The sequence below is a fragment of the Methanocaldococcus indicus genome (assembly GCF_049554935.1).
GTDB classification, from domain to species: domain Archaea; phylum AGJL01; class Methanococci; order Methanococcales; family Methanocaldococcaceae; genus Methanocaldococcus; species Methanocaldococcus indicus.
Genome location: NZ_CP186926.1, coordinates 223,881 through 243,647 on the forward strand (window position 1 = coordinate 223,881; position 19,767 = coordinate 243,647).

The following is a 19,767-nucleotide window of genomic DNA, read 5'->3' on the forward strand; positions in this document are numbered from 1 at the left end:
TTATTTTTCTTTTTTCTTAAATTTTTCTCTATTTAATCTTAATAAAGTGACAGCAACTGACTCAACTGCTATCCAAAAATCTAAACTCTCTCTATTGAGATGGGGAAGTTCTTCACTAACAATATCTATTGACTCTCTAACTAATCTATTTCCATATATTCTATAAACTGCAAATTCTCTCTCTTTTATAGGATTTTTAAGAGTTATATAATAATCATTTAACTCAGTTCCAAATATTATTTTGAATATTATAGTTTTATAAAAATTAAAAGACTTTGGAAAGAAAAATTTCATTTTATTTATTTTATCTTCTTCTAAGTTAATATTGCCTATATCACTATCTAATATAAACTTATCCAATAGTTTAAGATTATAAATTGATACATTTATATCATTTAAATCTTGGATAATATCTTTTTTATAGTCATCTAAAAAATAATTTAATATTTTAGATTTTTCATAATATACAATAGAAGGTAGTTGTTTTTTTATAGTAGAGTAATCTAAGTTGTTAATTATATGCTCTGACAAATCTCTACCAACAATATATATATTCTCTTTAATATTTAGTTTAGTTTTTTCAATTAATTTTTTTAGTTTCATAAATATCAATTTCTTTTTAGAATAATTAGTGTATTATTTCTAATCTCAATATTATTTTTATATACTCCTTTTATAAATTTTAATAACTCCTTTCCAATATCTCCAATAAAGTAGTATTTTGTATTATATTTTTTCAATATTTTTGTTAATTTAAATATGTCTATTTCTTCACAAGTGACATTAAAATCCCCTCCAACATAAATATCCCCATCTTTAAACATCTCTAAAAAATCTCTAATTGCAAAATCTATGGCTTTTACATCTAATCCTGGATTTATGTTTTTAACAACATAGTAGTTATTTATTTTTTCTATATTCATTCTATTGTTTATTTTGAAGGTTTCAATTTTTTTAAGAATGGTTTCAGTATCAACAAAATTTTTACATATTTCATAGGCAAAGATTGAGTTCTCCACATAGTGTAATCCAAAAACTGAATTATTAAATTTGAAGATATTATTATCATATAAGAATCTTAATGGATACTTATTAAGTATTTTAGTTTTAGTATCTAATACATGTAGATTACTATGCTCAATAGCTACTTTATATTCTTCTACATCTCTTTTATTTATATATGCTTTTTTAGCAAAATTTAATGTTGAAAATTTAGCTGTTAAGGCATCTCTTCTATTTTTAGCTATTTTATAGTTCTCAAAAATATTAGTTATAGCCCCAAATTCACAACTAACTAATCCCAATGAACATTCAAAAATAAAATATTCATAACTATCTTCATTATCTAAAACATTTAAAAGAGCTGTTGGTGTTATTGAACCTTTATTTGAGTTATGCAAAAAGATATTATAATCCTCTTTAAGAATGTGATAAATTAGCTCTGTTGTTGTGGTTTTTCCTTTAACACCTGTTATACAAATAATTTTTTTGTCTTTATACTCTTTATTAATTATTTCAGAGACAACTTCATGAAAATTCTTAAAATTAACATCAATAGGGCAATGTATTGGGGCTATAACTTCAAAATCTTCAAAATTTGGCTCTTCCAAAAAAAGAGTAATATTATTATATTTCTCTTTTAACTTTAAATATTCTTTTTTAGCATTTTCATCTTTTAATGTTTTTTTATATATATCATAGATAGCTACTTTTTCTCCTTCTCTTTCTAAAAAATATTTAGCTAAGGATAAAGCTCCATGATTTACATCAACTAACAACAACATTGTTTATATCCCCTACTAAAATATCAATTATAAACCTACTTTCTGCCTTGTCTAACTCCTTAGTTGAATTCCCCATAATAATAAATTTGTTTCCTTCTTTTACAATCATTGCAGGATAATCTCTTTTATAAATCTCTATAGCCATAGTTTTATTGTTATGTGTTAGTAAATAAACTTCCATTGGTGTGAAGTAGGTTATTTTTTTAGTCCCATTAGCAAATATTACCTTAGCAGTTATATTTCTATCTTTTTTAAGCTCAATAATTATATTATGAGGATAGAAACTATTTAACCAGGCTAATTTAGTAATTAAATCAATTATTGAAACTCCTCCTTCCTCAGGAGTTATATTTAATGAACCTCTTATATAAATTAATTTTGTGTTATGATAATAATTATATATTTCTTTATCATTTGTATTTATTAGCTTAACTTCTTTTGCTTCTCCTATTGTAGCTCTTAAAGGAACTTCTATTGGTGTATTATTATAATAAAATATAAATTTATTACTATAATCTTTTAGGTTAAAGTTACTATTGTTATTTAAACATAAACTAAATGCACTAAAAATTAAAGTTGTTATCAGAAGATATACAACATATTTCTTCATCAGTTATCCCTCTTAATGTAATTGTATAAATAATACATTACAAACATTAATAATACAATATACCAATACTCCTTTAAATATATGGATATATATCCTACATAAGGAATAACCAAAGGTTTTCCATCAATTGTTACAACTCTCTGATAAACTTGGTTAATACTAACTAATTCTGGGTCATGTATAGGATTATTATCACCTTTTATTAAAAGATATTCTTTATTATTAAAGTGTATAATTTTTATAACTCTATGAACAACAGGTTTTGTGGATGCATATCCTTTATATTCATATATATTATAGTCATCAGCATTTCCTAAATACCTTATATCAATTGTTTTAGAATTTGTAACATTAAATAAAAACAAAGTCTTTTCTGGGTTTAAATGATATTTTATCATTATTTCATCTAATATATATTGAACTGATGGCCAATGAGCTTTATATACAACAATATCTCCAACTTTTATATCTTTTGGATTAAACTCAAAATTAGCATTTTCCACAACAATTAAGTCACCTCTTTTAAAAAGAGGATACATACTGTTTGAAACAACTACATTAACATGGCTCCAAATTATAAACAATATAGCTAAAAAAATTATCCACTCTAAGATATCTTTTTTATTAATGTTATCACCAATAACATTCAATAAATTAGAATTTAAAAACAAAAATAGGACTTTATATAACTTAACCTTTTTGGTTTTAAATTTTAAAAATAAAAAATAATTATATAGAAAAATAATTATTTATCTGGAATAGCAACAACAATGATGATATGCATAGCATTTACAATGACAACAACAGTGATTTAACCCTTCATAAGTACAGTTATCACATGGATAAGTATTGTTTATATATATACAATGGCAATATCCGTGGTTTAATCCTCCACAATTACAGTTATCACATGGGCATGTATTGTTCATACATAAGCAACATATATTATTCAAATTTGTCTCATTGAAATTTGCAGAAACTCCAACTATACAGAAAAATATTACTCCCAAAAGTCCCAAACCCACAAATAGCTTTTTCATCATATCACCTATATATGTAGTATATTTGCTACACAAGTAATATAATGCATACACCAAATATATAAATTTAACTAATATCCAACATTATAAATATTTTAGTATTACAAATATCTCTTAAAATATTACTATAACAAAATATATATATGAGATTATTGTTCATAAGAATTATAATGATTAATCATGACAAATTTAGGGATAGTTATGTCAAACAATAAGGTTTTTGGAGATATTATAAAGCTAAAAAATGCTCAGATATCTATGAGTATTAAATTTTTAAGTGAAGAGGAAGAGGAAACAAAATCAAAAGGTCCTACACCAAAACCTCAAACAACAACTCTAAGAAAATGGGATTTTAAACTATTAAATAGATATAAACCATTCTATATGCCAATTTGTGATATGTGTTGTCTTTGTACTTATGGAAAGTGTGATTTAACAAAAGGAAAAAAAGGAGCTTGTGGGATTAATTTAGCTACTCAACAGGCAAGGATGGTAACAATAGCTTGTTGTATCGGAACAGCTTGTCATATTGCACATGCAAGACATCTAATTGAGTTAGCAATAGAAAAATTGGGAGAGAACTACAAAATAGATTTAGGAAGTGAGATTCAGGTTGAAGCACCAATAACAAGGTTAGTTATGGGTTTTGCTCCAAAAAAATTAAAGGACTTAATGAAAGTTGTTGAATATTGTGAAGAACAGCTTTCCCATATACTATCTTCAACACACACAGGACAAGAAGGGAGTTATTTAGATTATGAGAGTAAATCTTTACATATTGGAATGATTGATGATTTGGCAAGAGAAGTTGGAGATATTGCCCAAATGCTTCTATACAATATGCCTATTGGTGAGGATGACACTGATATTATAGATTTTGGATTAGGTTGTGTAGATATTAATAAACCTGTTATTTTATGTATTGGGCATAATGTTGTTCCAGGTGGATATATTTTAGAGTATTTAGAAGACAACAATTTAGAAGATGAGTTAGAGGTATGTGGTATTTGTTGTACAGCCATTGATATTTCAAGAGTTTCAAAGAGAGCCAAGATAGTTGGACCACTATCAAGACAACTAATGTTTTTAAGGATGGGAGTAGCTGATGTTGTTGTTATAGATGAGCAATGTATAAGATTAGACATATTGGAAGAAGTTAAGAAAACTAATGCTATTTTAATAGCTACTAATGAAAAGATGTGTTTAGGATTAGAAGATATTTCAGATTTATCTGAGGAGGAGATGATATCTTACTTATTAAGAAATAGAGCAGCTCTAATAATGGATATGGAAAAATTAGGAAAAGTAGCTGTTGAAGTTGCTAAAATTGTTGCAAAAGAAAGAAAAAAAGATTATCTTCCAAATATAGATGAGATAAAAAGAATTTTAGAGAAATGTACTGAATGTGGATGGTGTGATAGAGCTTGTCCTAATGGATTTAACATAACTGAATCTCTAAAAGAAGCAAAAAGAGGAAACTTTGATAAATTAGCTGAATTGTTTAAAAAATGTTATGGATGTGGAAGATGTGAGCAAATATGTCCAAGAGAAATTCCAATTGTTAATTTAACAACAAAGGCAGGTGTTCTATACTACAATGGATTTAACTTTAAAATTAGAAGAGCAAGAGGTCCAGTAAGGGATGTAGAGATTAGAAAAGTTGGAGCACCAATTGTTTTTGGAGACATTCCAGGAGTTGTAGCTTTTGTAGGATGCACTAACTTACCAAATGGAGAGGAAGAAGTTGCTTTAATGGCAAAAGAACTGTTAGAGAGGAATTATATTGTTGTTGGAGCTGGATGTGGTGCAATGTCATTGGCTATGTGGAAAGATAATGATGGTAAAACACTTTATGAGAAATATGCTGGAAGATTTGAAGGAAAAGGTTTGTTAAATTTAGGACCATGTTTAGCAAACTCTCATGTGTCAGGAGCTTTGGTTAAGATAGCCAATATTTTTGCTAAAAAACCATTAGAAGGTAATTATGAAGAGATAGCAGACTTTATCTTAAATAGAGTTGGAGCTGTTGGTGTAGCTTGGGGTGCTATGAGTCAAAAAGCTGCTGCTATAGCTACTGGATTTAATAGATTAGGAGTTCCAGTAATTTTAGGCCCTCATGGTTCAAAGTATAGAAGATTATACATATCAAATGAAGATAAATTCAAAGTTAAAGATATAAATACAGGAGAAATTTTTGAGACAGACCCAGTTCCAGAGCATTTAAAAATAACTGCTGAAAACTACAAGGAATGTTTAGCTATGATTCCAAAGATGTGTATGAGATTATCAGATACTCCAAAAGGTAGAAGTATGAAGTTATATCATTATATAAGTATATATGAAAAATATTTTGGGAAAATGCCTCCTGATTTGGAAAAGTTTGTTAGAACTGAGGCAGATATTCCATTTATGTTAAAAGAGAAAGTAATAGAATACTTAAAAGAGAAAGACTGGAAACCACTTGAAAAATATCCAGCAAATCCAACAATTAGGTGAAGAGTATGGAAGAAAAATTTACTCCTTTTATACCTACTGCTGGAACTAATCTAAATCATGCTGAGATAACATCTCCTTCAATTGTTAGAATGATGATTAATAGGGCTAAAAACCCAGTTATTGTTGTAGGGGAAAACTTAGATGAAGATGAAAAAGAAATAGTAAATGAAATTATTGAGACATTTAAGTTAAAATGTATAAGAACTCCTGAGGATATGAATTTAATAATAGCCTATAATAAGATAGTCAAAGATAAGCATGATTTAGTTTTATTTATTGGCATAACTTACTACTACTTAGCTCAAACTGTTTCTTACTTAAAAAACTTTTCTAATACAACAACTGTCTCAATAGACAGATACTATCATCCAAATGTCCATTATTCATTTCCTAACTTAGAAAAAGAGGAACTAATTGAATACTTGAAAAAAATATTATAAATTGAGAGGGAAAAAATGAATCCAAAAATAATTGTAATCAACACAGAAAAATGCTCTAAATGTTATGACTGTATAAACATATGCAGAGAAATTCATGGAGTAGAGAGAATTAGAAAATTTGAAGGAATTCCTATATTTTGTATGCAATGTGAAAAAGCACCATGTAGAGATATTTGCCCAGTTGATGCTATCTATCTAAAAGACAATATCCCAATAGTTGATAGAGAGATATGTATTGGTTGTGGAATGTGTGTAATTGCCTGTCCTATTGGAGCTATATTTATAAAAGATGGAGTAGCTCACAAATGCACACTTTGTTATGACACAGAAAGATTAACTCCTGCATGTATTGAAGCATGTAAAGATAAGGCATTAGTATTAGTGACTGAGGAAATTCTAAATCTAACTAAAGATGAAAAAATTAAAAAGATTATAAATTACCTAAAAGAAACAGAAAAAAAGGATAAAAGGAAATTAAAGGTGAATAAATAATGTTTGAAAATATTCCAGTATCAGTAGGACCGATGAATGAAGGGGAGAGGATAAGGAAGCCCGATATGTATGTAGAATTAGCTGGACCAAAGAGTTATGGATTTGAGTTAGTGAGAGTAGATAACAACGTAGAGGATAAAGTTGAAATTATAGGAAAAGATTTAGATGAATTAGAGGAAGGGAAAGCTCATCCTTTCGCTATTATTGTTAAAGTTAAGGGTAAGGATTTGGAAGAAGATTTAGAAGGAGTTTTAGAGAGAAGAGTCCATGAATTTTTTAACTATATAGAAGGAGTTATGCATTTAAATCAAAGAGACCAAGTTTGGATTAGAGTATCAAAAGATGCTTTTAAAAAAGGTTTAAGATTAAAACATATTGGTGAAGTTATTAAAGATTTGTTTAAAGCAGAGTTTCCATTTATTGAAAATTGCGAAGTAACTATAATAACTAACCCTGAAAAAGTTAAAAAAGAATTAGAAAAGGCCAAAGAGATATATAAAAAGAGAGACGAAAAAACTAAATCAATTAGAGAAGAGGATGTAGATGTATTTTATGGTTGTATAATGTGTCAAAGTTTTGCTCCAACACACGTATGTGTTATAACTCCCGATAGACCTGCTTTATGTGGAGGAATAAATTATTTAGATGCGAGAGCAGCGGCAAAAATAGACCCTAATGGACCAATATTTGTAATTGAAAAAGGAGAATGTTTAGACGAAAAATTAGGTATATATTCAGGGGTTAATGAGGTTGTTAAAGAAAAATCTCAAGGAGCATTTGAACAGTTTGCTTTACATTCAGGTTTAGAAAGTCCATGTACATCATGTGGATGTTTTGAGGCGGTAGCGTTTTATATTCCAGAAGTAGATGGATTTGGGATAGTGCATAGGAACTTTAAAGGAGAGACACCATTAGGAATACCGTTTTCAACATTAGCGGGACAGTGTAGCGGAGGAAACCAAGTTCCTGGATTCGTTGGAATATCAATTAGTTATATGCAATCTCCTAAATTCTTACAAGGAGATGGTGGATGGAACAGAGTAGTATGGCTACCGAGGGAATTAAAAGAGAGAGTTAAAGAAGCGATACCAAAAGAGATATATGATAAGATAGCAACAGAGGAAGATGTAAAAAATACTGATGAACTTAGAAATTTCTTAAAAGAGAAAGGACATCCAGTAATTAATCTATGGGAAAAAGAAGAAACAAAAGAAGAAGTTGAAGAAAAAGAAGAACCTAAAAAAGAAACTAAAACTATGGAAAAAGCTCCAGAGCTTGGAGTATCTACTTTATCTCTTCCTGGGGAAGCTTTTGGATTGCCAACAGGAATTAGAATTGAAATGTACAATGTAATTATAAAAGCAGAAAAAATTGTAATTAAAAAGGAGAAGAAACAATAACAATTTTTACATAACAATTATTCTTACTTTATGCTTTTTAGCTAATTTTAAGGCCTTTTCAGTTAATTTAACATTTTTTCCAATAACAAACATAGGCTTGGCTTTAATCTTGTTAGCTTTTTTTATATGATTTTCAATAACTGATGTACATAGTATCTGTTTTCCACTTTTTACTTCTATAGCATATTTACAATTTCTATACTTAGCTATGATATCATACTCTGCCTTTTTATGTTGATTAAGTTTTTTTATAACATTCCTTTCTTCTATTATATATCCTCTCTTTTTTAACTTATTTGCTACAATACTCTCTTTTTTACTACCTTTCCTTTTTCCCATATTATGAACCATTAATTTATATATTTGAATAATTTGAGATTAATAAAAAAAGTTTTTAAAATTATTTAACTCTCTCTAATTCACTTACAATATTCCATATTTGTGTTCTTGTGTGTAGTGGCATATTTGGGTCGTTGCTGATTTCATCTAAAATGTGAATTGCAGTAGCACTTCTTACTATTGGTTCTTCTCCTTCTTTTAAAACAACTTCTTTGGCTTTTTCAGCTGCTGCTCTTATGTTTCTTGGTACTGTTGTATCATTAATAATCTCATCTAACATCAAAGCAACTCCCTTTAATATTTCCTCTGGAGTTTTTTCACTCTCTGCCTTAGCTCCAAATACCATAACTATTCTCACCTCCTAAAAAATAATTTATTATGTTATAAATTGTAAAACTAATATTTTAAGATTTATTATGAAATATCTTAATTAAGTAATATATCTTTTAGCTTTTCAATAACCTTTATTATGTCCTCTTCTTTAACACCAATAGCTGAATTAACAACTAAATAATTGTAAGGATATCCTTTTAAACAACTTGTTCCAAATTTATCATTTCCTAAAACTCCTCTTGGACCTGTTACTCTCAAATTATATAATTTTTTAGCAACATCTAATGAATTTTTTAAAGTAATAGCTGTTGAAATAGGGTTTTTAACTTTTAAAACTCTTTCATCTATTTTTTTACAAAGTTCTTCTAACTGTTCATCTAACAATTTTTTACATCTTTTTTGCTCTTTCATAAGTTCTTTGTATTTATCAACTCCTAAATATAGAAGAGAAATTAATGTATTGGCTATTGGATTTGCTGATGCCCTTCCTGGATATGTAAAAGATATCTCTTTTAAAAATTTTTTATTTTTTGTGTATATAAAAGCTCCTCCTATTGGAGTGAATAGATTTTTATCTGTTGAACTAACAACTGCATCAACTCTATATTTAAATGCCTTATTTAATTTGTCTATATAAAATGTGTTTTGGATTGCATAAGCCCCATTTATTATGTGGGGAACATCATATTCTTCACAAAGTTTAGCAATATCAACAATATCCTCCTCTCTTGGAGGGAAAAATGTTAAAGTTGATAAAACAACAGGATTCTCTTCTTTTTTTATAGCTTTTTCTATATTATCTACTGGAACTTTTAAAGCATCTCCAAAAAGTTCAGTATCAACAATCCTCATTCTAAATCCTACAAATGATGTAGCTTTTATAGGACTTTTATGAGCTGCATAGGGGTAGATAACAACATCTGATTTATATATTTTCCTTACAGTTGATAGAACTAAGCCAATACTCATCCCAGTAGCTACTGGTGTTGCTATTGCATTTACATTTAATCCTAACTCTTTTAAAAAGCTCTCTAATATTTTGTTAGTTAGTTTATACATTATACTTGCTCCAGGAGCTTTTGGTTGAGGGTCTGTTAAATTTCCACTTCTACCTACACCATGACAAAAATCAAAGACACTCTCCCTTTGTAAGTTTGTTAAAACTCTACCCTCTCTTTCTCCAATTTGAATAACCTTAGGGTCTTTGTCAGTATCCATAAATGAGAGTATTCTCAATAAAAGTTTTATATGTTCTTCTTTTAATCCTTTTTTTGGCACTTTTCTCTGCTCAATTATATTGTTGATTATGTCAATATTCTCTTTTAAGGACAATAAACCCCTATCTTCCATATGTTTTGGTAAAAAGTTTTTTATATTTAGCATGAATATACACCTACAACTAAAATTTTTGGTGTTGTATAAATGATAAAGGAAATCTATGAAAATGTATATATGATTGATGATAAATTAGCAACTAAGTCAATTGATAAGGGTAAGAGAGTCTATGATGAAAAAATTATTAAAGTTGATGGTGAAGAGTATAGAGTTTGGAATCCATATAAAAGTAAATTAGCAGCAGCAATATTAAAAGGTTTAAAAACACTTCCAATAAAGAGAGATAGTAAGATTTTATATTTGGGAGCTTCTGCTGGAACAACTCCATCCCATGTCTCTGATATAGCTGATAAAGGAGTTATTTATGCTGTTGAATACTCCCCAAGAATTTTAAGAGAGATGTTATCCTCATGTAAGAATAGAAAAAATCTCATTCCTATATTGGGAGATGCAAACAAACCTCAAGAATATTCCTATATTGAGAGAGTAGATATCCTTTATGAAGATGTTGCTCAACCAAACCAAGCTGAAATTTTAATAAAAAATGCAAAATTCTTTCTAAAAAAAGATGGATATGCAATGATTGCTATAAAGGCAAGAAGTATAGATGTCACCAAAGAACCAAAAGAAATATTTAAAGAACAAAAAGAAATTTTAGAAAAATATGGATTTAAAGTTTTGGAAGAGATAGATATTGAACCTTATGAAAAAGACCATATTTTATTTTTATGTAGATACAAAGGTGAAAAATAATGTTTGAGTTTTTCTACAATTTTTTAGATGGTATTTTTCTACCTCTTATAAAAAGTTTTCATCCAGCAATAGCAATATTGATTATTGCTTTAATTGTTTCTTTAATTACAAATGTTGCCACAAAACTTTTAGTTAATCAGGAGAGAGTAGCAGAAATAAAAGAGGAATTAAAGAACTATCAAAAGAAGTTAAAATTAGCTCAAAAAAATCCTGATTTAATGCAAGAACTTCAAAAAGAGCAAGAAAAATATTTAAAGTTAAATACTGAATTAATGAAGATGAGCTTTAAACCAATGATATATACATGGATTCCAATAATTCTAATATTTATATACCTAAAACATGTATATGGATTTAATGGTTTGTATCATCAACTATATCCTAATTGGAATGGTGTAGTTGTTTATCTTCCAACAATCATAGCTAAGATAATGTTATTAGATTTCTGGCATTGGCTTGGTTCAATATTTTATAAAGGTGGCTTTCCAATTGTAAAAAATGCTCTTGGATGGTTGGGTTGGTATATATTAAATTCAATTGCATTTTCAACAGTATTAAGGAAAATTTTAGGAATTAAGTGAGGAAAATGGACATAAACTATTTCTTATACAGTTTTGTATCTATTTTTATAACTGTTGACCCAATAGGTCTATTACCAATGATACACTCTCTACTTATAAACTATTCTGAGGATGATAGAAAAAAAATAATTAAAAAAGCTATTTTTATATCTACTATTGTTCTATTAACTTTTGCTATTTTTGGAAAATATATATTTGCATATTTTGGAATTACTATGGATTCTTTTAAAGTTGCTGGAGGTTTGTTATTATTAAAGATATCTTGGGATATGTTACAAGCAGAAATACCAAAAACAAAACATAAACCAGATGAAAAGATTGAGGGGGATATTGATAGTATTGCCTATGTTCCTTTAGCTATTCCTCTAATCTCTGGACCAGGAGCTATAACAACAACCATGATTTTAGTAGGAAAATCTACATCACTTACTAAAAAGTTGGAGGTAATATTGGCTATTATTTTAGTTATGCTTATATCATATATTTTAATGTATTTCTCAGATAAAATTTTAAGTAAATTGAATATTTATGGGATTAATGCATTTGTAAGAATTATGGGATTATTGTTAATGGCTATATCAGTCCAAATAATATTTTCAGGAGTTTCTCAACTAATTTAAATTATTTATTTTCTAACAATAGTTATTGCTCTTTCTGCACATGCAACACAGGGGTCTAAACTTATAAAAGTAGCAACTGCATCAGCAACTGTTGGGCAAGTTTTTAGCATATATTTATATGCTTCAAAGTTCATAATAGAAGGTGTTCTTATCATAATTCTTTTTATTATTCCATTATCTGATAACTCCATTTTATAGACAACCTCTCCTCTTGGGGCTTCATTTCTTTTTTCTCCATCTCCTCCTTTTATATGACATTTTTCTCTTACATTACCTCCACATTCCTCATAAAGTTCTAAACATTCTCTAATTATGTCAACACTTACTTTAATTTCATCAAATCTGACCATACATCTTGCAAAATTATCCCCTTCCTCTCTCCAAACAGGTTTAAAACTTTTCAATTCTTTATATGTTGAATGCCTCAATCTCCAATCACTTTCAGGAAGTGCAGAAGCTCTTGCCATTGGTCCAGTTACTCTTGTCCTCATAATCTCTTTATAATCTAAAACCCCTATTCCCTTACTTCTTAAACCTACTAATGGAGCTGTTTCAAAAGCATTTATTAGATTTTTAATTTCTTCTTCAAAAATATCTAATGTCTTATAAATTTTGTCCATATATTCTTTATTTATATCTCTCCTAACTCCTCCAACAACATTGTAACTCATATTTATTCTATTCCCAGTTATCATTTCCATTAAATCCATAATTTTCTCTCTAACATTCAATAACCACAATCCCAAAGTTTCATGTTCAATAGATAGGCAATAAACAGAATTTATTAAAAGATGACTATGAATTCTTTCCAATTCAGATGAAATAACTCTTAAATATTTAGCTTTTTCTGGAATCTCAATTTTAGATATTTTTTCAACACATTCAACAAATGTCATAGTATGTATAAATGAACAGATTCCACATACTCTCTCAGCTAAATGCACACATTTATGAACATGCTTACCTTCCATAATTTTCTCTATTCCTCTATGAACATATCCCATTTCTATTTCAGCATCTACTGGTTTTTCTCCTTCTAATACTAATTTTAATCTAATTGGCTCTTTTAAAATTGGATGTATAGGACCAATAGGAACAGTAGTCATTTTTTCATCCTTTTTTCTTTTTCAGCCAATAATTTAGCTGCTTTTAAAATTCCTTCTATTATTTCAGAAGGTCTTGGAGGACATCCTGGGACTTTTGCATCAACTGGGATAATCTTCTCTATTCCACCTAAAACATGTCCTTCTTTAAATATTCCACCACTCAATGCACATGCTCCAACAGCTACAACAACCTTTGGCTCTGGAACTTTTTCATAAAGTTCTTTAACTCTCTCAATCCATGGAAGTGTTGTAGGTCCAGTAATAACTAAAATATCTGCTTCTCTTGGATTATTATGAACATAAATTCCATACTGTTCAATATCATACCTTGGAGATAGACAGGAAAGTATTTCAACATCACAACCATTACATCCTCCTGTATTGACAATACATAAATGAATACTCCTTTTTCTAACAAACTCCTTAATCATTTTCTATCCTCATATATCTTTTTTAGTAAAATTTCTTTTCCTTTTTTAAGAGCTTCTTTATAAGGCATATTTCTTAAAACTACAAGTTCAACAACATACTTCCTTATCTCATCTGCATCTCTCTTACTTATTAATCTAAAAAAATCAGTTAGCCAACATAACCCTAAATCAATATCTACCTTTCTACCTAAACATGCCATCCTTGCCTGTTCTGCATAAGCATCTAATTCATATACTGTTGCAAAGTCATGCTTATTTAAAAATAAACTTATAACTTCATCTACATCCAAATCTAACTTTTTTGCTATTGGAATAAATACAGTGTCCATAAGAAATCTGTTATCTCTAACTATGTTTATTTTTTGTTTAAAACTGTCTTCTAAATATTTTTTATCTATATCTTTAATATCCATATACAACCACCCTAATTATCAAAAATAAAATTATTCCAACTAAAAACTCAATTCTACCGTATCCTGACCTCATTCCTAATGGAAATCCAATAAAAAAAGCTCCAATGTAAAATAAAGGAGTATTTAATAATATAGCTCCTAAGATTGAGGATAATAGAGCATATTTATCAATATTTTTTATGTTGTATGGTGGAAATTTATAGCTATACTCTAATCCAAAAAAATTACCTAAAACAAATAAAATTAATGTAATATTTGCAATAAGTAAGTCCATACTAACCACCTTTAACTTGGAATAAATAACCTATATAAAGAATAGGAAAATATCAACATAACAATAAACATACAAACTGCTTCTAATTTTTTGTATTTACTTGCAAAAGTTTTATAATTTAGTAGATAAGCTAAAATAAACAAAATTATCATTGATAATAATGCTGGAATAACTGATAATTGAAAAATATTTACTAAGATTGTATAGAGTATGGCTAAAATGCAAATAATCAATAAATAGTTAATATATTCTTTCATTAAATCACCCTGTATAGTAAATCTAATAGGACTATTAAAGCAATGGTTATTTGCAACATAACTGAATGATGAGGAGCCAATAAAGGAGTTAATCCATTGATTATAGCAATAATTATAGTTAATACTACCATTATTGGAAGAGCTAAAAATATATTTCCTATTCCCAAAAATACTGCTATAAATATCCATAACAATACAAAATAAGCAATTGCATCAGCTATGTAAATTAAACTTGCCAATAAACCAAAATGTTCAGTCATATATCCTGAAACAATATCTTTTCCTTTAACTATTCTAAATGGACTATTTGGTGCTTTTGACACTAACAAAATAAAGAATGCAAATGCAGCTATTGGTAGTTTTAATATTAAAGGTCCATAAATTTGTTGGTAATTTATAATATCTGATATTATAACCGAATTTGTTAGGATATAAACAATAGCTACAACTGAGAATAAAGGAATCTCTGCTGCTGCTGAGAAAACACTTCTAACTCCTCCTAATTTTCCATAAGGTGAGCCAGATGATAAACCACAACCATGCTCAACAATCTTTTGTAAGACATATAAACCTATCAAAATCAGTAGAGAAGATTTTAACTCAACAGCTAATATTAAAGCAGATAACCAAACCATTACATCCAAAAATACAACAAATAAATAGAGCAAAGTAGCAGCTGTTATGGGAATAGTTATCTCTTTAAAGTAAAATTTTAGTGTATGGATTAAATACTGTATTATTGGTGGTCCTGGTCTAAGCTGAATCTTAGCCAAAATCTTTCTATGCAACCCTAACAATAAAGAACCTACAAGAAATGCATAAATTGTTAAATTTATTGTATAAAGAATATCCATAATCAACACCTAAAATCCTCTAAATGGTAATTTTCCAACATCTTTTCTTCTTGTTTTAGGAATTAAAAAACTACCTATTCCATACAGTAGATTTGGCACACCAACAACATAAAATATATATCCCATCAACCCATCTACTACAAAAATTAAAATAAAACATAAAATTCCAATAATTAAACAACTTAATCCTATCTTTCTCTCTAAATCCATAACTATCCCTTTAAATTTTTAATAAAATTTCAACTGTCTTAACTATAATTAATAGGGAGGATAGATGTATCATTAATATATATGGAGAACCTGGAGCCCTAAACATCTCTGCCTTAGCAGCATAGTAAGGAGCTACTCCTGTCTCTCCTGCCATTCCTAATCCATAAAGTATTTTTTCAAAAAATATATTTGACTTCATTTTTTCCAATTCTAAAATTGATAGTGTTCCTGTCTTAGCTAATATTAATGCTGCTGCTCCAAATAATGGAAGAGTGGCTATTATAGAAGTTAAACCATACTGAAAAGCTGCATTTAAGACATGCTCCCTCTTAACAGCTGAAACTATCCCTATATTTGCAATTCCTACCAAAGTTAAAAATAATGCAAAGTCAAATAAATCATAAGTGAGCATAGCTCCAGCAGTAGCTAATCCACAAACAATAGCCATAAATCTTCTATTTCTTAGTTCATTAATATCAATGTCTATTAAAACATCTCCACTGAACTTTTTTGCTTCCAACTGTTTTTCTGGTTTTGTTAAATAAACCAATAGAGTGAATATTAAAGCTATAATAAATCCAATGGTTGAGAATTCAGAAAATTTAAATATTATATCTCCAAATGGCACAATTCCATAAATATAGCCTGATATTGTATCTATCATTCTGCCATCCCCAATAAACCAAGTTTTGAGCAAACTTTAATAACCAATCCTAATCCAGAAAATAGCAAAAATACTAACCAATATTTTGGAAAGAGAAAGAAACCTAAAAATCCAACAATCCACAAACACCAAGCTATCCCAGAATATCCACAAATTCCAACCCATCTGACTCTTTCAATGATATTCTCTCCCAATACTCTTTTAGCAAAGAAGTAATACAATAATCCAGTAGAAATAACTGCCCCACCAGTGAATCCTGTTAATATTGCTCCATAAACTACCAAAATTATAGCTATAAATGTTGGAGATGTTTTTAAAATCTCTAATTCAAAATTTATTTTAAAATCTTCTAATTTTTTTCCTCTAACTTTTTCTCTAACTATTAAAACCTCTGAAATAGCTAAAAGTTCTGCCATACTAACAACTAATCCTGGCAAAATTAAAGCTTCTGCTAAATCTGTTCCTAATGCAGCTATAATAACTAAGAGAGAGCACTCTACTAAATCAGTTAATATCAATGCATGTAAATTATTTTTTTGGAATCCTATTGCCAATAAAGATAAAATTCCAACAATAAAGCCAACTGCAACAACTAAGCTATACATCTTTAATCCCTCTCTCTATTCCAGAATAACCAAGTAAATATAACAAATGAAACCAACAGTATTGAACTCTCTAAAACTGTATCCATTCCTCTTGTATAATAGAGAATTTCATCAATAATTCCTCCAGGAGTTGAGACAATAGTTGTTCCAAAGTATAGAGTTTTATCTTTAATAAATTCTGCCACTGGTGTCAAATAGGCAGTTATTAATCCCAAATCTGGAAGATATTGAGGATATTGTGCCTTTACATTTGCTCTCTCTTTAAATGGAATTCCTCCTCTATCATAAGGAGCTAATGGAGTTTTTAATGTTTGTGAGTGATATGCAGGTTTAGGATAAAGCTGATTTTCAATTTTATAGTGAGGAATAAACAAACCAAAAATAAATATAATTGCCAATGTTAAGGCAAACAATCTTGGAACAATTTCAGGTTTTGATAAAAGATTCCAAATCTTACCTATCATACTTACCCTCTAACTTTATTATTGTTCTAACTAAAACTAATGTTAAAGCAGCAGTAACTCCAATATATGTCATTAGAGCTATTGTCTCATCATAAGATAGAAAGATAAGCATAACTCCAAAAGCTGCAACCTCTATATTCAACAATCTAATAACTGGATTCTCTACTTTAGGTCCAAATATCCCTCCAAAAGTTCCAATAATCAATAAGAACAATCCTAAATAAACAGTATAAATATAGTCCATCTAACCACCCAAAATTGGGAACTCTTTCTTTTTTACTTTCTTTTTTTCTTTGTTTATCTCCAAATATTTAACATATCCAACAAGGATTATTATGTTGGTTATTGGAGAGACAATAGTTAATAATATTGCTACATCCAAATAATAAAAATATGCAATAAATCCAATAATTCCAGTTTCCATCAAAGATAACATAATTAATTTGTTTATAGGATTTGTATGAAGTATAGTTCCAATACCTCCAAAAATACAGCATAAAGCTGAAACTATAAACAAAATATCCAAAATTCCACCTATTCTAAATCTTTAATTTTCTCCAATGTGCTTGCTATTGCATTAGATGAGAGTGTTGAGAATACAAAGTATGATATTGAGAGAATTCCACCCATTGGACTATTTATATATAAAGCAATTAAAGCAGCAAAAGCAAAATTTAGGCAACATAGATAAACTAATTTTCTGGCTCTACTTCTTTGTAAAAATATTCTAAGAATCATTAACAATACAACAAAACCTAAAATTTCTGTAATCATGCTCTCTCCTTATATAATCTATAAATTTTTCCTAACAATTTTGAGGCAAATCTATGCTCTAATCCTTGTATGGTTAATATAGCCAAAACCATTCCAACAATAAAATATTTTGGATTTATAAAAGGAGAAAGTAGATAAATTATAAGTGTTATTGATAAAGCTCCAATAGTTCCTGCATATCCACTATCAGCACATAACCTATTCCCTATCCATACGAAAAAACTTGCTAATAATCCTCCATCTACTCCCATAAGATAGTACATTATGGAAGATAGCAAAGTTCCAGCTGAGGCATCAGGAGAGCATACAATATTTCCCATGAAATATCCTCCATTTAAATCTCCACCTATGAATTTAATTTTTTCACCAATATGTTTAGCTCCCAACACACCTGGTTTTTCAGGTAAGCCAAAAATTGTATCTATAATAACAAAGTTTAACCAACACAATACAAAACATATAAGAATGTAAAAGATTTCCATTTATGGCTCACCAAATATTTTATCAGCATAGAAAGAAAATAAAAATCCTAAGATTCCAGATATAACAGATATATAGATATTATCAAAAAAAAGATGCTTTAAAATGACATAAAATCCTAATGCCAAAATTGGAGTAGGAAATACAACTGTTGTTTTAAAACTAAATTTATCCTTAGGTAGGATAGGCATTCTAAATATAAGAGCTAATACAACAGAGATAACAACAGATATTATATAGTTAATCATCAACTCACCAGCAATGAACTATTATACAGTTATCTTCAATGTTGTAGATAGGTGGAACTTCTCCTTTTGGGAATACTTGAATAATTATTTTTTTATTGTATTTTTCATAGAACTTTTTTTCTAACCTTCTAATATCTGAGCAATCTAATTCAATAATAACATCTTTGTTATCTTCTATATACTTTCCATAAGCTACAATCTTTCCTCTTGATAATACAATATCAATAATCTCAATAACTTTCAATTTATTTCTCATCTCTCTTAGTAAATTATTCTTATCTAATATTATATAAGAATGCCCATTTATATATCTCAAAAATGTTCTATTTTCCTCTAATATAATATTGTTTATTAGTTCTATAAGGTTATCCTCAAATTTCAGTAATGATAATGTATCTAACAACTCATACACAGGATTTTTTATATTTCTTTCTGAAAAACATTTCAATAGTCCATAGGTTATAGCTGCTGCTATTAACTTAGTGGGCTTTCTTTTACCTTTTTCTAACATACTTAAATGAGATTGGCTTATCCCACTCTCCTTAGCCAACTTTGATTGAGTTATCTTTAATCTCTCTCTAAATATTTGGATATACATTGGATTTAACAATATAGCTCTCTCAATTATCTCCAACTTATCATACATAAATTATCACAATAGAATAATATTATAACTGTGTTATAATATAAATAAGTAAGTTATAAAATTTTTTGAATGTTGGTATTAATAAATTAGATAACCACGAAATCTTAATTATTTAAAT

Annotated in this window: 31 protein-coding genes; 7 read left to right on the top strand and 24 right to left on the bottom strand. The window is 28.4% G+C overall.

Annotated elements, in window-relative coordinates:
• The 5 genes from ACPB8Q_RS01325 to ACPB8Q_RS01345 all read right to left on the bottom strand — a co-directional run bounded on the left by ACPB8Q_RS01325 (position 1) and on the right by ACPB8Q_RS01345 (position 3,434).
• A complete protein-coding gene (locus ACPB8Q_RS01325; RefSeq protein ID WP_423792871.1) occupies positions 1–603 on the bottom strand; it encodes a hypothetical protein in 603 nt (200 codons plus the stop codon).
• A gap of 5 nt (positions 604–608) precedes the next feature.
• Positions 609–1,784 carry a coenzyme F430 synthase gene (gene cfbE, locus ACPB8Q_RS01330; protein ID WP_423792872.1) on the bottom strand — a complete coding sequence of 392 codons (1,176 nt, stop codon included), beginning with the start codon at positions 1,782–1,784 and terminating at the stop codon, positions 609–611.
• Positions 1,768–2,394, bottom strand: coding sequence for a hypothetical protein (locus ACPB8Q_RS01335; protein ID WP_423792873.1), 627 nt, complete (start codon positions 2,392–2,394; stop codon positions 1,768–1,770). Before ACPB8Q_RS01335 ends, cfbE begins: the two co-directional genes overlap by 17 nt.
• Positions 2,394–2,933: a S26 family signal peptidase gene (locus ACPB8Q_RS01340; RefSeq protein WP_423793385.1), complete on the bottom strand. Its 540-nt coding sequence runs from the start codon at positions 2,931–2,933 to the stop codon at positions 2,394–2,396. The genes ACPB8Q_RS01335 and ACPB8Q_RS01340 overlap by 1 nt, the downstream gene beginning before the upstream one ends.
• 210 nt (positions 2,934–3,143) lie before the next feature.
• Positions 3,144–3,434: a hypothetical protein gene (locus ACPB8Q_RS01345; protein WP_423792874.1), complete on the bottom strand. Its 291-nt coding sequence runs from the start codon at positions 3,432–3,434 to the stop codon at positions 3,144–3,146.
• Between the two features lie 195 nt (positions 3,435–3,629).
• Between ACPB8Q_RS01345 and cdhA the strand changes: the two genes are divergently transcribed.
• The 4 genes from cdhA to cdhC are packed head-to-tail and all read left to right on the top strand — an operon-like array spanning position 3,630 to position 8,262.
• Positions 3,630–5,930: a CO dehydrogenase/acetyl-CoA synthase complex subunit alpha gene (cdhA, locus tag ACPB8Q_RS01350; RefSeq protein ID WP_423793386.1), complete on the top strand. Its 2,301-nt coding sequence runs from the start codon at positions 3,630–3,632 to the stop codon at positions 5,928–5,930.
• 5 nt (positions 5,931–5,935) lie between these two features.
• A complete protein-coding gene (locus tag ACPB8Q_RS01355; protein WP_423792875.1) occupies positions 5,936–6,370 on the top strand; it encodes a carbon monoxide dehydrogenase beta subunit family protein in 435 nt (144 codons plus the stop codon).
• Positions 6,371–6,385: 15 nt separating this feature from the next.
• On the top strand, positions 6,386–6,862 hold the full coding sequence (locus ACPB8Q_RS01360) for a 4Fe-4S dicluster domain-containing protein (protein WP_423792876.1): 477 nt from the start codon (positions 6,386–6,388) through the stop codon (positions 6,860–6,862).
• A complete protein-coding gene (gene cdhC, locus ACPB8Q_RS01365; protein WP_423792877.1) occupies positions 6,862–8,262 on the top strand; it encodes a CO dehydrogenase/CO-methylating acetyl-CoA synthase complex subunit beta in 1,401 nt (466 codons plus the stop codon). The genes ACPB8Q_RS01360 and cdhC overlap by 1 nt, the downstream gene beginning before the upstream one ends.
• 6 nt (positions 8,263–8,268) lie before the next feature.
• Here the strand turns inward: cdhC and ACPB8Q_RS01370 are convergent, their stop codons facing one another.
• From ACPB8Q_RS01370 to spcS, 3 genes are all read right to left on the bottom strand, one after another.
• Positions 8,269–8,613: an NERD domain-containing protein gene (locus tag ACPB8Q_RS01370; protein ID WP_423792878.1), complete on the bottom strand. Its 345-nt coding sequence runs from the start codon at positions 8,611–8,613 to the stop codon at positions 8,269–8,271.
• Positions 8,614–8,662: 49 nt separating this feature from the next.
• Positions 8,663–8,947 (bottom strand): UPF0147 family protein, encoded by a 285-nt coding sequence (locus ACPB8Q_RS01375; protein ID WP_423792879.1) that lies wholly within the window; start codon positions 8,945–8,947, stop codon positions 8,663–8,665.
• Positions 8,948–9,027: 80 nt separating this feature from the next.
• Positions 9,028–10,317 (bottom strand): O-phosphoseryl-tRNA(Sec) selenium transferase, encoded by a 1,290-nt coding sequence (gene spcS, locus ACPB8Q_RS01380; RefSeq protein WP_423792881.1) that lies wholly within the window; start codon positions 10,315–10,317, stop codon positions 9,028–9,030.
• A gap of 39 nt (positions 10,318–10,356) precedes the next feature.
• Between spcS and ACPB8Q_RS01385 the strand changes: the two genes are divergently transcribed.
• The 3 genes from ACPB8Q_RS01385 to ACPB8Q_RS01395 are packed head-to-tail and all read left to right on the top strand — an operon-like array spanning position 10,357 to position 12,223.
• Entirely contained in the window at positions 10,357–11,022 is a 666-nt protein-coding gene (locus tag ACPB8Q_RS01385) for a fibrillarin-like rRNA/tRNA 2'-O-methyltransferase (RefSeq protein WP_423792882.1), read from the top strand.
• Entirely contained in the window at positions 11,022–11,603 is a 582-nt protein-coding gene (locus ACPB8Q_RS01390) for an EMC3/TMCO1 family protein (RefSeq protein ID WP_423792883.1), read from the top strand. Before ACPB8Q_RS01385 ends, ACPB8Q_RS01390 begins: the two co-directional genes overlap by 1 nt.
• Before the next feature lie 5 nt (positions 11,604–11,608).
• Positions 11,609–12,223: a MarC family protein gene (locus ACPB8Q_RS01395; protein ID WP_423792884.1), complete on the top strand. Its 615-nt coding sequence runs from the start codon at positions 11,609–11,611 to the stop codon at positions 12,221–12,223.
• Between the two features lie 5 nt (positions 12,224–12,228).
• On the opposite strand, the gene ACPB8Q_RS01400 is transcribed toward ACPB8Q_RS01395, so the two are convergent.
• The 16 genes from ACPB8Q_RS01400 to ACPB8Q_RS01475 are packed head-to-tail and all read right to left on the bottom strand — an operon-like array spanning position 12,229 to position 19,649.
• A complete protein-coding gene (locus ACPB8Q_RS01400) occupies positions 12,229–13,329 on the bottom strand; it encodes a nickel-dependent hydrogenase large subunit (protein ID WP_423792885.1) in 1,101 nt (366 codons plus the stop codon).
• Positions 13,326–13,760: an NADH-quinone oxidoreductase subunit B family protein gene (locus tag ACPB8Q_RS01405; RefSeq protein WP_423792886.1), complete on the bottom strand. Its 435-nt coding sequence runs from the start codon at positions 13,758–13,760 to the stop codon at positions 13,326–13,328. Before ACPB8Q_RS01405 ends, ACPB8Q_RS01400 begins: the two co-directional genes overlap by 4 nt.
• Entirely contained in the window at positions 13,757–14,173 is a 417-nt protein-coding gene (locus ACPB8Q_RS01410) for a DUF1959 family protein (RefSeq protein WP_423792887.1), read from the bottom strand. The genes ACPB8Q_RS01405 and ACPB8Q_RS01410 overlap by 4 nt, the downstream gene beginning before the upstream one ends.
• On the bottom strand, positions 14,163–14,447 hold the full coding sequence (locus tag ACPB8Q_RS01415; protein ID WP_423792888.1) for an energy-converting hydrogenase subunit EhaL family protein: 285 nt from the start codon (positions 14,445–14,447) through the stop codon (positions 14,163–14,165). The genes ACPB8Q_RS01410 and ACPB8Q_RS01415 overlap by 11 nt, the downstream gene beginning before the upstream one ends.
• A gap of 11 nt (positions 14,448–14,458) precedes the next feature.
• The gene (locus ACPB8Q_RS01420) at positions 14,459–14,704 is read right to left on the bottom strand and encodes a hypothetical protein (protein WP_423792889.1); all 246 of its coding nucleotides are present in this window, start codon (positions 14,702–14,704) and stop codon (positions 14,459–14,461) included.
• A complete protein-coding gene (locus tag ACPB8Q_RS01425) occupies positions 14,704–15,558 on the bottom strand; it encodes a respiratory chain complex I subunit 1 family protein (protein ID WP_423792890.1) in 855 nt (284 codons plus the stop codon). The genes ACPB8Q_RS01420 and ACPB8Q_RS01425 overlap by 1 nt, the downstream gene beginning before the upstream one ends.
• Positions 15,559–15,567: 9 nt before the next feature.
• Entirely contained in the window at positions 15,568–15,768 is a 201-nt protein-coding gene (locus ACPB8Q_RS01430; RefSeq protein ID WP_423792891.1) for a hypothetical protein, read from the bottom strand.
• Positions 15,769–15,778: 10 nt separating this feature from the next.
• Positions 15,779–16,432, bottom strand: coding sequence for a proton-conducting transporter membrane subunit (locus ACPB8Q_RS01435; RefSeq protein ID WP_423792892.1), 654 nt, complete (start codon positions 16,430–16,432; stop codon positions 15,779–15,781).
• Positions 16,429–17,037 (bottom strand): EhaG family protein, encoded by a 609-nt coding sequence (locus tag ACPB8Q_RS01440; RefSeq protein ID WP_423792893.1) that lies wholly within the window; start codon positions 17,035–17,037, stop codon positions 16,429–16,431. Before ACPB8Q_RS01440 ends, ACPB8Q_RS01435 begins: the two co-directional genes overlap by 4 nt.
• Before the next feature lie 2 nt (positions 17,038–17,039).
• A complete protein-coding gene (locus tag ACPB8Q_RS01445) occupies positions 17,040–17,501 on the bottom strand; it encodes a DUF2106 family protein (protein ID WP_423792895.1) in 462 nt (153 codons plus the stop codon).
• A complete protein-coding gene (locus ACPB8Q_RS01450) occupies positions 17,491–17,745 on the bottom strand; it encodes an EhaE family protein (protein WP_423792896.1) in 255 nt (84 codons plus the stop codon). The genes ACPB8Q_RS01445 and ACPB8Q_RS01450 overlap by 11 nt, the downstream gene beginning before the upstream one ends.
• Positions 17,746–18,027 carry a DUF2108 domain-containing protein gene (locus tag ACPB8Q_RS01455; RefSeq protein ID WP_423792897.1) on the bottom strand — a complete coding sequence of 94 codons (282 nt, stop codon included), beginning with the start codon at positions 18,025–18,027 and terminating at the stop codon, positions 17,746–17,748.
• Positions 18,028–18,035: 8 nt separating this feature from the next.
• Positions 18,036–18,275 carry a DUF2109 family protein gene (locus ACPB8Q_RS01460; protein ID WP_423792898.1) on the bottom strand — a complete coding sequence of 80 codons (240 nt, stop codon included), beginning with the start codon at positions 18,273–18,275 and terminating at the stop codon, positions 18,036–18,038.
• A complete protein-coding gene (locus ACPB8Q_RS01465) occupies positions 18,272–18,757 on the bottom strand; it encodes a hypothetical protein (RefSeq protein WP_423792899.1) in 486 nt (161 codons plus the stop codon). Before ACPB8Q_RS01465 ends, ACPB8Q_RS01460 begins: the two co-directional genes overlap by 4 nt.
• Positions 18,758–19,003, bottom strand: coding sequence for an energy-converting NiFe hydrogenase A subunit EhaA (gene ehaA, locus ACPB8Q_RS01470; protein WP_423792900.1), 246 nt, complete (start codon positions 19,001–19,003; stop codon positions 18,758–18,760). It lies immediately after the preceding gene.
• 4 nt (positions 19,004–19,007) lie between these two features.
• Positions 19,008–19,649, bottom strand: coding sequence for a helix-turn-helix domain-containing protein (locus tag ACPB8Q_RS01475; RefSeq protein WP_423792901.1), 642 nt, complete (start codon positions 19,647–19,649; stop codon positions 19,008–19,010).
• Positions 19,650–19,767: the final 118 nt, after the last annotated feature.